Below are 13,908 nucleotides of genomic sequence, written 5' to 3'. Positions count from 1 at the left end.
ATGAGTCTTAAAATACAAGATATTAATTATAAGCATTCCTCTAAATTTTCTCTAAAAAATATTAGTTTAACTTTAGACAATAATGTTACTGCAATAATAGGTCCAAATGGTTCGGGAAAATCTACCCTTATTAAATGTATTGTAAATATGTATAAATGTGATGGCGAAATATATTATCAAGGTGAGAACATTAAAAAACATAAAAAAGAGTTTATTAAAGAAAAGGTAGGTTATTTGCCACAAACATCACAAAATGATGCTTCAATTACTGTTTTTGAAGCTGTGCTTTTAGGGCTTATGAACACACTAACCCTTAGAATTAATAAAAAGCAGGAGCAGAAAGTTAATGATATTTTAGATGCTTTTGAATTGCAACACTTAGCAAGAAATAGAATCAATGAATTAAGTGGTGGCCAGCTCCAAATGGTGTTATTGGCACAATCAATAATCAAAGAACCGGAAATTTTAATACTAGATGAACCTTTGAATAATTTAGATATACATCGTCAATTCTCATTGCTTAATATAATATCAAACTTGGCATATGAGAAAAAAATGATTGTCATAATTGTAATGCATGATATTAATCTCGCATCTAGATATGCTGATAATATTGTTGTCATGAAGGAAGGTAAGGTCTACACTCATGGAATACCTAAGAAAGTTTTAACAAAAGAAATGATAAGAGAAATTTATAAAATTGATAGTGAAATCTATGTTAATAAACAAGGTAAGCAAGTCATTGAATTCGTAGATATTGCTGCCGAAACTGAAAAATATAAATTGGTATCTCAAATTTAAATAATTATATACGAGGGGGAATAATCAATGGAACAAATATATATTAAAAGAAAAATTTTAAGTGTAATATTTATTTTAGTTATGCTCATATCAATAGCTGGATGTGGTACAGCAGGAAAAAGCGATAAAGCCGCATCGGCTCCTTCTACTGCCGTATTTAGAGATATGCTGGGCAGGGAAGTGACATTATCTACCAATATTAAACGTGTTGCACTAGTTAGAACAATGGATATCTATATGCTTTCCTCAATTTTAGGGAAAGAACTAGATGCAAAACTAGTGGCTATTGCGCAAAGTTTCAAAGAGGGCGATATTGATGGATATAATATGTTTTCAAAAGTATATAAAAATCTTGATACTATGAAAGAACTTGGAAGTGTTTATGATGATGCAATAAATGTAGAATCTGTTGTAGATCTAAATCCAGATATTATCATTGTTGATAAACAATTTTTTAATAAAAATTGTATACAAAAAATGGTTTCAGCAGGATTGCCAGTTGTTTTTATGGATAATAATTCTGATCCTTTTTATGGACCTTTAAAGAGTATGCAGATGGTAGGAAAAATGCTGGGAAAAGAAGCAAAAGCTGATGAAATGGTAAGTTATGCTAAAGGAAAAACAGATGCTGTATTAGAAAGGGTTCAAAAGGTCACTTCAAGTGGGACTAAAAAGCCAGTATTGTATTGGGAATGTGGTAATGTATCTCCAGATAAGGTTGGTCAGACAGATGGTGATGTGAAAACCAGCTGGGGTTACGTATGGGACAAGCTTGGTGCAGATAGCATCAGTATTGGGGTTACTGGTCAGCCGTTAAATGCAGAAAAGGTACTTGCTTCAAATCCTGATATTATTATCATAGGCGGAGCTAACTGGAATCCAACTGATAATATTATGCGTCTTGGATTTTTCGCAACACAGGAAAGTGCTAGTGAACATTTAAGTCTTTATACACAAAGAGCTGGATGGTCTGATTTAAACGCTATTAAAAATGGAAGGCTTCATGCACTTCATTACAATCTTTATGGTCGTCCTTACGGCTTTGCAGGTGTTGAAGAAATGGCAAAGATGTTATATCCTAAAGAATTTAGCGATTTAGACCCTGAGAAAGATATTCAGGAATTTTTTAGCAAATATATGGAGATGCCATATTCGGGTATACAATGGGCAAAGTGGCATAAGTAATTAAGGGAATATTTAAATAAATTCATACTAGATAGTGTAAAGTAAACTATGAAAAAATAGAAGTAAAAATCAATCTACACTATTAAGTAAAAATGTTTAATTTTACAATTTATCATTTGATTTTGTGTATGACAAAAGACCTCCGTCGCCGAAGGCAAAAACTGTAAAATGTATTAAGTTTATCTTTATTTTAGGAGAGTTGATTTTCTTGCATATGAAGTATAGTTTGCTGACCAAGACTAATAAGTATTTGCCATTTAGCAGGCATGTTATCAGCTTGTTTTAATTGATCAATCTCATTTAGAGGCCGCCAATAATTATAAGGATGTGGGCGCAGAAAGTTGTAATATGCAACCCAAAGAGAGACTCCGTAAAGGGCACCGTCTTCACTCCCATAACCACAAGTAACACGGTATGATGATTTGAAAGTACGATTTAAGCGTTCAACTACTTGTTTAATCCAACGGTATTCTTTAGAAACCGAATCATCATTTGTAAGTCCTATTACTTGAGTAAGATCAAAAATTTTATTTTCTTCTAGCTCAAACTGTTGCTTAGCAAGTGGATAAGCGCTATAACCATCAGCAATAAACTTTAACATTTTACCAGGAAAGCTTTGAAATTTATCAAAAGCCATCCGCATCGCAAGTATGCATGGACCAACAGCTCTTGTGTCAGATACCTGATAGCCAAGAATGGACTTTTTACAAGCATCCATAACAATCCAAACATAATGCCTGATACCTTTTACTCTTATATAAGTTTCATCAGCAGAAAGGATATTAGAAGGTTTGTAATCAAAAGTATCTACAAATGGTTTAATTACAGTAGCTGCAGTTAATGCATAGTTAGCAACCATAGTATGTGATATTTTTATACTATGTATCTCCGCTAAAGCGTGAGCGGTTTGTCTAGTTGAAAGCTTAAGATTAACATGGTAGGTCAGACATAAACCCATAATGTGAGGATTAAACTTTTTAAAACTGAAGTTGATAGCACGCTTAGAAAGTGTATGTAAATTCATCTTAAAGAAATCAAAAGTAAATTCTCTATAAATATAGTGAAGCTTATATTTATATTTCTCAGAAGATTTTATATCACTATGAAGTCTTTTAAGACCAGCTAAGCAATATGAACACTTAGGATTTATACATTTATGAATGCGAAAATGCTTACGGTTTTTCTTTTGAGTAAGAGTATGGCCACAATGAGGGCACACAAGTACTATAGGCTTAGTAACATAATTGCTTTCGTTGAAATTTTGACCACAAACCTTGCATTGGAACTGACCTCGATTGCCGTTATTATCGTAGATATAATGGTGAGGTGCACCACACTTTGGGCAAATAGTTTCACTAGGAATAGACTTGCCGTTCCGTCGTTGGACGGGTTTCACTACCTTGTTATATTTGTGCTTGTAATAAGCTAAAAGAAATTGATAGTCAACTTTTTCAAAACGAATAATTTTAGGAAGTTTGTCTACTTTAAATTTTTGATATTCTGGGCTGTTAGAATCGTCGAATGCCCATTGATTTAATGGTATATTCTTTGAAATAAACAAAACAAGTTTATAAATAGTTTTAACTAAATATTGATTATATAAAAGTAAATAAGTTATAATTGAATCCATGACAATGACCTTTCTTTTGATGTTGTTTTGGTGTTGCGGAACTCGATTATAACATGAAATTAGGGGGGCATTGTTTTTTTGTACAAAAAAACGCTCGAACCCTTGATATATAAAGAAAAAATTTAAAAGAGTAGTGTAAATACTTTACACTAACTCATACTAAGAGGGGGAACTCAAATGAAAAAAATTAGTCGAAAATTAATCTGTCTATTAATCTCAATAATAACGGTTTTTTGTCTTGTAGGCTGTGGTGGAGTAGCAGCAAAAAAAGAGGACGTTGCAAAGGATGCGCCTAAAACAAAAACATATACAGATATGGCAGGTAGACAAGTAACCTTATCAACAGATATTAAGAAAATTGTTACTTTACGTTATATGGATACAAATATTTTAGCGGCAATACTCGGAACAGATATTGATAAGAAGGTAATATCTGTAGGACAGGATTTAAAAGCTAACGATATGGATATGTATAATAAATATTCACAAACCTTTGATATGAGTAAGATTGTAGAATGTGGAAGTGTGTATGATGATTCAGTGAGTAGTGAAAAACTATTAGAGCTTGATCCAGATATTATTATTGTTGATTATGCTTTTATAGAAAAAGGCAGCGTTAAAAAATTGATGGAGGCTGGATTACCTGTAGTTGTTATTGACGGAGATGGTTCTAATTCTAAAAACGATCCATTGTACAGCATGCTTAATAGTATGGCTATGTTAGGAGAAATGTTGGGTTATAAACAAAAGACAGATGAAATGGTCTCATATGCAAGGGGTAAAATTGATAATTTATTAAAAATTACCAGCGACGCAGCAAAGCAAAATGCAAAGAAACCATCTGTTTATTTTGAATTAGGAAATGTAACACCTGGAGAAATTGGTACAACCAGAGGGGATACTACTAGTGGTCTTGGAGCATTGCTTAAGAGGTTAGGTGCTGAAAACATAGGAGAGGGTCATGGCATGGATGCGTTAAATCCTGAAATAGTTTTAACTTCAGATCCTGATATGATTATGATAGGTGGGGCAAATTGGAACCCAACGTCAAATATTATGAGATTTGGGTATTTTATGAATGAGGAAGATTCCAAAAAGCATTTAGAAGAATATACAAAACGAGCAGGCTGGAGTGATCTTTCAGCGATTAAAAATGGCAGACTATATGGATTCCACTTTAACTATGCTAAGTATCCTTATGGTTTTGCAATGATTGAATATATTTCTAAGAAATTATGGCCAGAACAATTTAAAAATGTTGATCCAAATGCAGATTTGAAGGAATTCTTTTCTAAATATATGCCTATTGAGTATTCAGGAGTATTTTTCGAAGATTGGAAATAAAAGTTATTTGTATTTTGAAAAGTGATAATTAATGTAAGTAAGTTGATGTAAAATGATTTTAAAATTATTTTACATCAACTTTCTATTTACTAAATAATAGGCATAGATATCAAAAGAATATATAAATTATGAATAAAGAAAAGGTGCTAATATTAATAGTATAAAATATAGTAAATTTATATATTTAATGTTAAAATATAATAAATTCAATTTGAGTAAATAAATAAGACAGACATAGGAAAAAGAATGGAGGTTAATCTAGATGCCAAATGAAACATTAACGCCTCAAGAGGTTGCAGATCTGTTAAAGATATCTAAGTGTACAGTGTACGAATTGATAAAAAGAAAAGAACTAAATGGATATAAAGTAGGTAATAAACTTAGAATAGATATTGGTGATGTAGAAGAATATAAGCTTAAAAATAGAAAGCTTCGTGAGGAAAAAGTAAATAAAAAAAATAAAAATGATACAGTTTCTGAATCTAATTCACAGCAATATAATGCATATAATGAAATTGAAAATAATAATAGTAATTTGAACAATTTCATTATTTGTGGCCAAGATAACATTTTAGATATTTTGTCCAGGTATTTGAGATACCATTCAAAAGGAAATAATGTATTGAGAGCTTATGAAGGCAGTTATAATGGATTGTGCGCATTATATAGAAATCAAGTTCAAGCAGTTGCGGCACATATTTGGGATAGAGAAACTGGAGAATATAATACTCCATTTGTTAAAGGAATGTTACCTGGTATAGCAACAGTTATTATAAACTTATGTTATAGAGTTCAAGGTTTTTATGTGGCTAAAAATAATCCAAAGAAAATTAAAGGCTGGGAAGATTTGAAGAGAGAAGATATTACTGTTATTAATAGAGAGCCAGGTAGTGGAAGCAGAGTATTGTTAGATCAATATTTGAGATTAAATGGGATTAACACTAGTGATGTTAAAGGATATGAAAAAGAAACTTTCTCTCCAATGGCAATTGTAAGCGCGGTTGCAAGGGGAAGTGCTGACTTAGGCGTAGGTACGGAACGTACTTTTTTACATTCTAAAGAAATTGATTTTATCCCAATGCAAAAGGAAAGGTATGATCTGATTATAAGAAAAGATACAGTTTCTAAATATCAAATTGAAGCTATTATGGAAATACTTTCATCTGAGAGCTTTAAAGATGAACTTACTGAACTTAGAGGATATGATTTTTCAGATTCGGGTAAAATAGTGGGCGAAACTTAATAAAACTAAATAAAAAATAAGTATTATATATATTTGTAAATTAAATATATATAATACTTATTTTTTATTTACCAATTATGAATCGTTGCATATTGTATTTAAATTTATAAAAAATAAATACAAATACTTGACAATAAAATGGAAAGATAGTAATATAAATACAAACAAACGAAAACTAATATAAACTAATATAAACCAACAAAACATAAAAGTATTTCATAATAAAACTCGTAGTTGAGCGCTAAATAAAAAAGAATTAATTCTTTTTGTTAGTGCTTTTTTTATATCACATGATCATAAGGAGAAATTTTTTAATAATTAATAAGTTCAATGATGAGCACAACATTCAATGAGGGTAATTTCTTGATTGAATAGAGTGCTTTTTTTATTATATTTAATCATGTGTTTGGAGTTTATAAATACTAAAGGAGGGTGATAAAATGATAAAAAGATTACTTTGGGGAGTATTAAGTTTGGTGGTAGGTGTTGGCTTAATTGTAAGTTGTGAAAAAGCTACTGATACTAAAACAATAGAAGCTGGTGTTGTACATAAAGCAGAAAAAGTAACAATTACTGATTCGAGTGGATCTAATGTTGAGATTCCTGTGAATATTAGTAATATTGCAGATGCTTGGGGGGCTCACAATGCTATTGTGGCAATGTTGGGAGCAGGTGATAAAATATCGGCTACTACTCTCACTGAAAAAACTAAGCCATGGCTGTTTAAGGTTACACCAGCAATAAGTAAAGCAGAACTTGCTTTTAATGTAGATGCAACAGATATAAACATGGAAGAACTTGTTAAAAATAAACCAGATATTTTATTTATGTCTCAAGGAAATAAAAATGTAAGTAAGATAACAGATGTAGGTATTCCGGTTGTACAAGTTAGTTTTAAAGATTTTAATAGTTTAAAGGAATGTGTAAATTTAACAGGACAAATACTTGGTAAAGAAGGTGAAGCAAGAGCTGAAAAATATAACTCTTATTTAGATGAAAAATTAAAGATGGTAACTGATGAGACGTCAAAAATTCCACAGGATAAAAAACTTAAAATACTTCATTTAGCAGATTTTTCACCAATTAAAGTTGATGGGAAGGATACAATAATTGATGCTTGGATACAAGCCGCAGGTGGTGTAAATGCCGCAGATTTTAGCGGTACTAAAGGGGTGACGATCGAGCAGATAATAAATTGGAATCCTGATGTTATTATTTTAAGTAGTACTGTAGGAAGTTCAGACAGGAAAAAAAGTGCTGTTGAAATGTTGAATGATGATACATGGAAAGAATTAAGTGCTGTTAAAAATGGAAAGGTATATATTAATCCTGATGGAGCCTTTTCGTGGGATAGATATAGCGCAGAAGAAGCTCTACAGATTCAATGGGCAGCAAAAACTATGTATCCTGATAAATTTAAAGATATAGATGTTCTGAATGAAACTAAATGGTTTTACAAAACGTTTTTCAATTATGAGCTCTCGGATGATGAGACTCAAAGAATTTTAAAAGCAGAACCGCCACAATAATATAGTAGAAAATATATTTATTGAGTATTAACTTTTTAATAATAAAAATAAGAAATGGAGTTGAATTTTATGAAAATTAGAACTGATTTTGTAACGAATAGCAGTTCAGTAAGTTATATTATTACAATGAATTTGGAGTTTATTGAATTTATGAAAAAAAAGAAACCAGAATTTTATACAGGTGATGTAAAAAGAAGCAGAATTTATAATGCAGTACGAGAAGATTTAATTGATAATGGAGAGAAATTGAAATTGCTAGATAGGGAAGTGTATTCAAAAAGATATGCACTTGTTAAAAAAAGAGATTGTAAGTATGATGATTCTTTTGATAAATCTATAGAAGAAATAGATTTTAGTGCTTTAAGCGAAGAAGAATTATGGTCATATATATATGGTGAATATTTTGTAAATGGAAGGCTTTCCAATGAGTTTAAAGGTTTTGGTTCTGTTCAGGTTATAAAAGATGCTGAGACATCATTGGGAAACAATTGCGAAGGTGAAGCATGTAATTTTTGTGAAAGAAAAGGAACGGAGAAATGTCACAAATTTAAAGCTTAACTACACTTATGAATATACTATTGGAGGTGTGAATATGAAGATTAGAAGACATAGTAAAGATTATAACTTTTTTGGTGACACAGAAACAGGATTAACAATGAGGTGGGGAGATTCAATTAATGCTAATCCAGAGTTTGCACCTTGGCCAGAACTTGCGGATATATCAATCAGCAATCACTGTACTAAAGGATGCGAATTTTGTTATAAAGGAAGTACTAATAATAACTCTTTCATGACGATTGAACAATATGAGCACGTTTTATCTTCTATGCAAAGTGAGAAGTGGGGGAATGTATTTCAAGTTGCGTTGGGTGGGGGTGAGCCATTAGAACATCCGAATTTTATAGATATAATTAATATAACAAATGAAAAAGGAATTGTAGCAAATTTCACAACTAATGGAATACATTTGAATCAAGATATAGTTAATAATATAAAAAATAAAATTGGAGCTGTTGCAATATCTGTTAATAGAATAGAAGAATTAAATATCGATAAAATAAAACTTCTTATGGATGCAGGTATAAAGACAAATATTCATTTTGTTTTAGACAATAAATCTATATATGAAGGGATTGATATTCTTTCAGGAAAATATAATGATATGCTGAAAGGTGTGAATGGAGTAATTTTTCTTACATATAAGCCTAAAGGCAGAGCGGGCTTAGATAAATGCTTAGATATGGATGATGTGCTTAATAAATTTATAAGTTTAATTGATAGTAATATGGCAAGTGTAAGAATAGGCTTTGATGCCTGTTTTGTACCATTATTAATGAAGGATACAAAAGTTAATGTTGATTATATTGATTCTTGTGAATGTGGATTTTTTTCTGTATATATTGACGAAGAAATGAATGTTCAGCCATGTTCTTTTGCTAATGATGATAGATTTTCATATAATCTTAGAAATTACGACTTTAATGACATTTGGACAAATAAATATAGTTCTTACAGAAAAGATATAATGCAAAACAACTGCAAAAATAAATGTACAAACAAAGTAAATTGCAGAGGAAAATGTGTTTATTATGATTCAATAGCGTTTTGTTATAAATAAAATGGATTGCAAAGGAGGAAGGCGATAATGTTGAAAAGAGCAATTATGATAATTTTTACCGTTATATTTTCTGTAGCTATGATGGGGGGATGCGCTGCTAAGCAAGAAACTACTAGCACTGCTGATAAAACATCACAAACGGAAAATACTAAGAAAGATAGTGAAAGATTAATTACAGATGCATTTGGACATAATATTAAGTTACCTGAAAAAGTTGATAAAGTTTCAACAACTGGTGCATTAAATCAGATAGTATTATTGTTAGGTGGTGGAGAAAAAATAGTGGCAACACAAGATTCGTTGAAGAATAGTTTTTTTGCTACTGTATATCCAAGGATAAAAGAAGTAACATCAGCTTATTCTGGAGCAGGTTCAGGAACAATTAATGTAGAGACTGTCTTGGCACAAAAACCTCAAGTTGTATTTTCATCTATTGATGAGAATAAGAGAGATCAGATTGAATCGGCTGGGGTAGCAATGGTTGGAGTCAAATTAGTAACTACAGATGACATGAAAAACACAGTGAAACTTGTTGGACAAGTTCTTGGGGATGGCGCTGAGAAAAAAGCAGAAGAATTTGTAAAATATTATACTGATAATATGAATTATGTGCAAGAAAGAACTAAATCAGCAAATAAAGTTAAGGTTTTTGTAGCAAGTGGAAATGGTTCGAAGGGTTCAATAAGTACTATTCCAGATAAAGATATAAATACAGAGTACATAAATGCAGCAGGGGGGATGAATATAGTATCAAAATACATATCTACAGGTCCAACATCTGGAACAGTATCAGAAGATTTTGAGTTTCTGATGAAAGAACAGCCTGATGTCATAATAGCTAATACTAAGGATGCTTATGATTATATAATGGATAAATCAAATGGAAGTCAATGGCAGGATGTTAGTGCTGTGAAAAATAATAAAGTTTATTTGAATCCAAAAGGAACTTATCTTTGGTCAGTAAGGAGTGCTGAAGGTGCACTGCAGCCTTTGTGGTTGGGTAAAATATTACATCCGGATTTGTTTGAAGATTTAGATATGAAGCAAAAAGTTAAAGAGTTCTATAAAACATATTATAATTATGACCTAAGTGAAAAGGAAATAAATGATATTATGAATCCTAAGTCATAATCTATAACAATCTCAATGGTGAGTACTATTTAAAAGAAAGTTTCTTTTAAATAGTACTTTTTTATTAAATAAAAATAGTTTGTGTTAAGGAGTGACAATATTAATGGTTAATGAATTAAGTACAAATAAAAGTGAAAAAAGACAAATTACTGTAGATATATTCAGAAATGTTAAAGGTAAGAGTTCCATTTTGTTAGTTTTATTAGCGGTTCTAATATCAGCTATTCTCTTTTCTTTTACAATTGGCAGATATTCAGTTACATTAAATCAACTCTTTGAAATCATCAGATATAAAACTTTTGGAGGTGCTGTAAGTTGGCCTGAATCTGTGTCAACTGTATTGTTTAAGATAAGAATCCCCAGGGTTTTCATAGCCGTTATAATAGGTGCTGCTTTGGCTATTGCGGGAGTAGCATATCAAGGTTTGTTTAAAAATCCTATGGTATCTCCAGATATATTGGGAGCATCATCTGGTGCAGGATATGGTGCCGCAATAGCAATTTTATTATCTTTTGGTTCATCAGGAATTCAAATATCAGCATTTCTTTTTGGATTAGCTGCAGTATTAATTACAATTATAATAAGCAAATGTGTCGCTAGATCAAATAATAACATTTTGGCATTGGTATTAACTGGAATGGTAGTTAATACATTATTTTCTTCATTTATATCTATTACAAAATATTTAGCAGATACAGATGACAAACTTCCAGCTATAACATTTTGGCTGATGGGGGGGCTTTCATCAGTAAGTTTAAAAGATTTATTGATTATGATATTTCCTTTCCTAGTTGGGATTATCCCACTCCTTTTAATAAGATGGAAATTAAATGTACTTTCTTTTGGTGAAGAAGAAGCTCAAGGAATGGGTGTAGATACCAGAAAAATAAGAGCATTAACAATATTTTGCTCAACTCTTCTTACTGCATCAGCTGTATCTATAGGAGGAATGATAGGTTGGATTGGACTAATAATACCTCATATTGCAAGACTTATTGTTGGACCCAATTATAAAGTTTTATTACCAGCATCCGCACTTATCGGTGGTATATTCTTGCTTATAGTTGATGATGTAGCGCGTTGTTTATTAAGTATAGAAATTCCAATTGGTATTTTAACTTCAATAATAGGTGCTCCATTTTTCTTGTACTTATTATTTAAAGAGAGGAGACAAAAAGAATGATAATGGAAATAAAAGATATTATATGTGGTTATGGAAATAGAAAAGTAGTTAATGGAATTTCAATAACTGTTGAATCTGGAGAGGTATTATGTTTACTTGGACCAAATGGAGTTGGAAAAACCACTTTATTTAAAAGCTTATTGGGATTTTTAAAGGTCAAAGGCGGAAATGTGATGATTGATGGGGAAGATATAAGCAAATGGCCTAGAAAAAAAATAGCCCAAGCTGTTGGATATGTTCCGCAAGCTCATAACTCGTCTTTTGAATTCAAAGTATTAGATGTTGTTGTTATGGGGCGTGCAGCATATATAGGAGCAATGTCCTCGCCTTCTAAAAAGGACGTAGAGATAGCTGAGGAATCTTTACGAGCATTAGGTATATATTTTTTAAAGGATAGGATATATACAGAGATTAGCGGTGGAGAAAGGCAAATGGTATTGTTAGCTCGTGCTCTAACACAACAGCCAAAGATATTAATTATGGATGAACCAACTTCTAACTTAGATTATGGCAATCAAGTAAGATTGTTGCAGCAAGTTAATGAGTTGGCAAAAAAGGGGTTAGCTATTATAATGACGACCCATTCTCCAGATCATGCGTTTCTTTGTTCATCAAAGGTGGCACTTTTAGAAAGAAATAATAAATTTAAAGTTGGTTCTGTTAATGATATTGTAACAGAAAGAAATCTAAGAGAGGCTTATGGCGTAAAGGTAAGCATAGTCAAGACTATAGGAAGTAATGGAGAAGAAATAAGTACATGTGTGCCGTTGTTAAATTAAATAGTAATATAAGAAAATGAATTATGTTAGCTAAATACAGAAAAAGTTTAATTTTATGAATTATCTAGTGCTTTTTTACAAAAAGAGAAAAATGAAAACAGATTTTAAAGGAGGAGATGAAGATGGGGATTAAAAATTCAATAAGTTTTTATTTTATATATTTATTTCGAGTGGTATCAAATTATATTATTGGTCTTTAACAATACAAAAATAGTGCTATAAATCAGAAGTATTTAAAAATCTTTATATTAAAGAAGAATGTTAAGTGATTTTATAGTAATAATAAAAATTAAATAAAAGATAGTAAAGGAAGTGTATATTTATGAAAAATAATATTAGTATCAACTATAAAAGTTTTGTTATTAAAATAATATGTGCAATTACATGTGTATTTCTATTTGTAGGATGTAGTAAAACATCACAAGAAAAAACAACTGAAAATAAGGAAGCTTTAACTAAAGAAGTAACTGATATGTCAGGAAGAAAAGTTACAATCCCAACAAAAGTCAATAAGGTGGTTTCTCTTAGTAACAATACTACTGTTGATTTGTATACTTTAAATCCTGATAAGTTAGTGGGATTAAGTTTCACACCAAAGCCGGAGGCTAAAAAATATCTAGGAGAAAAATTTATTAATTTGCCTGTACTTGGGACAACCTCTGATAAAAAGCTAGACTATGAAAGTGTATTAAAATTAAAGCCTGATTTAATTGTTTGTTCAGATGAAGATGAGGTTTATCCAGCGGATGATATCCAAGAACAGTTGAAAATTCCAGTTGTAAAAGTATCAACAGACTTAGAATCTACTGATAAAGTATATGAATTTTTAGGTGAATGCCTTGGTGAGCAGCAACGTGGAAAAGAGCTCGCAGATTATTCGAGGAAAACTATTGATAATATAAAATCTCTTGTGAAAAAAATACCTGAGGATAAAAAGGTAAAGGTATATTATGCTGAAGGTGGAGAAGGACTTCAAACTGATATTTCAGGTAATGTGCATACTGAAGTTTTAGATTTAGTACAAGGCAAAAACGTTGCAGATATTGCTGAAGAAAAGGTTGGATCTATGGCAAGTGTATCCATGGAGCAAGTTTTATCTTGGAATCCAGATGTTATTTTAGAAGGTGCCACAGCAGTTAAAGGAAATTTCTTTAAGAATGTGTATAGTGATCAAAAGTGGGCAAATATAAAGGCAGTAAAGGATAGAAAAGTATATAAAATCCCGGCTTTGCCATTTAATTTCTTTGATAGACCACCGTCAGCTGTAAGAATAATTGGAGTACAATGGCTAGCAAATTTATTATATCCTGACTACGTAAAGTTAGATATAAATACAGAAATAAAGAATTTCTATAAAACTTTTTATAAATATAATTTAACCGATGATGAAGTTAAAGAGTTATTGAATAATGCTGCATTGAATAAGTAAAAGTTAAATCTTTATTTGAAAAATTTGTTATTAAAG

The 13,908-nt window shown here is 30.9% G+C and carries 12 protein-coding genes; 11 read left to right on the top strand and 1 reads right to left on the bottom strand.

Features of this window, described 5'->3' with window-relative positions:
* Both D2A34_RS14715 and D2A34_RS14710 read left to right on the top strand, forming a co-directional pair.
* The gene (locus D2A34_RS14715; RefSeq protein WP_119367157.1) at window positions 1-801 is read left to right on the top strand and encodes an ABC transporter ATP-binding protein; all 801 of its coding nucleotides are present in this window, start codon (window positions 1-3) and stop codon (window positions 799-801) included.
* Window positions 802-828: 27 nt separating this feature from the next.
* Window positions 829-1,986, top strand: a complete 1,158-nt coding sequence (locus D2A34_RS14710; protein WP_119367156.1) for an ABC transporter substrate-binding protein — start codon at window positions 829-831, stop codon at window positions 1,984-1,986.
* Between the two features lie 190 nt (window positions 1,987-2,176).
* Here D2A34_RS14710 and D2A34_RS14705 read toward each other — a convergent pair whose 3' ends face one another.
* On the bottom strand, window positions 2,177-3,616 hold the full coding sequence (locus tag D2A34_RS14705; protein WP_119365494.1) for a DDE-type integrase/transposase/recombinase: 1,440 nt from the start codon (window positions 3,614-3,616) through the stop codon (window positions 2,177-2,179).
* 177 nt (window positions 3,617-3,793) lie between these two features.
* Between D2A34_RS14705 and D2A34_RS14700 the strand changes: the two genes are divergently transcribed.
* From D2A34_RS14700 to D2A34_RS14660, 9 genes are all read left to right on the top strand, one after another.
* Window positions 3,794-4,960, top strand: a complete 1,167-nt coding sequence (locus D2A34_RS14700; protein ID WP_119367155.1) for an ABC transporter substrate-binding protein — start codon at window positions 3,794-3,796, stop codon at window positions 4,958-4,960.
* A 262-nt stretch (window positions 4,961-5,222) separates the two neighbouring features.
* The gene (locus D2A34_RS14695; RefSeq protein WP_119367154.1) at window positions 5,223-6,203 is read left to right on the top strand and encodes a substrate-binding domain-containing protein; all 981 of its coding nucleotides are present in this window, start codon (window positions 5,223-5,225) and stop codon (window positions 6,201-6,203) included.
* Between the two features lie 440 nt (window positions 6,204-6,643).
* On the top strand, window positions 6,644-7,732 hold the full coding sequence (locus D2A34_RS14690; RefSeq protein ID WP_119367153.1) for an ABC transporter substrate-binding protein: 1,089 nt from the start codon (window positions 6,644-6,646) through the stop codon (window positions 7,730-7,732).
* A 69-nt stretch (window positions 7,733-7,801) separates the two neighbouring features.
* On the top strand, window positions 7,802-8,290 hold the full coding sequence (locus D2A34_RS14685) for a hypothetical protein (RefSeq protein ID WP_119367152.1): 489 nt from the start codon (window positions 7,802-7,804) through the stop codon (window positions 8,288-8,290).
* Window positions 8,291-8,324: 34 nt separating this feature from the next.
* Entirely contained in the window at window positions 8,325-9,350 is a 1,026-nt protein-coding gene (locus tag D2A34_RS14680) for a radical SAM protein (RefSeq protein WP_119367151.1), read from the top strand.
* Window positions 9,351-9,377: 27 nt separating this feature from the next.
* Complete coding sequence (locus D2A34_RS14675; RefSeq protein ID WP_119367150.1) at window positions 9,378-10,481, top strand: ABC transporter substrate-binding protein; 1,104 nt, start codon at window positions 9,378-9,380, stop codon at window positions 10,479-10,481.
* A 103-nt stretch (window positions 10,482-10,584) separates the two neighbouring features.
* Entirely contained in the window at window positions 10,585-11,664 is a 1,080-nt protein-coding gene (locus tag D2A34_RS14670; RefSeq protein WP_119367149.1) for a FecCD family ABC transporter permease, read from the top strand.
* Window positions 11,661-12,443: an ABC transporter ATP-binding protein gene (locus D2A34_RS14665; protein ID WP_119367148.1), complete on the top strand. Its 783-nt coding sequence runs from the start codon at window positions 11,661-11,663 to the stop codon at window positions 12,441-12,443. Before D2A34_RS14670 ends, D2A34_RS14665 begins: the two co-directional genes overlap by 4 nt.
* A 322-nt stretch (window positions 12,444-12,765) precedes the next feature.
* Entirely contained in the window at window positions 12,766-13,872 is a 1,107-nt protein-coding gene (locus D2A34_RS14660) for an ABC transporter substrate-binding protein (protein WP_119367147.1), read from the top strand.
* Window positions 13,873-13,908: the final 36 nt, after the last annotated feature.

The sequence above is a fragment of the Clostridium chromiireducens genome, assembly GCF_003575225.1.
Taxonomy (GTDB): domain Bacteria; phylum Bacillota; class Clostridia; order Clostridiales; family Clostridiaceae; genus Clostridium; species Clostridium chromiireducens.
Note: the sequence above shows the minus strand (reverse complement) of the source record. Positions and strands in the feature narration are given on the sequence as shown.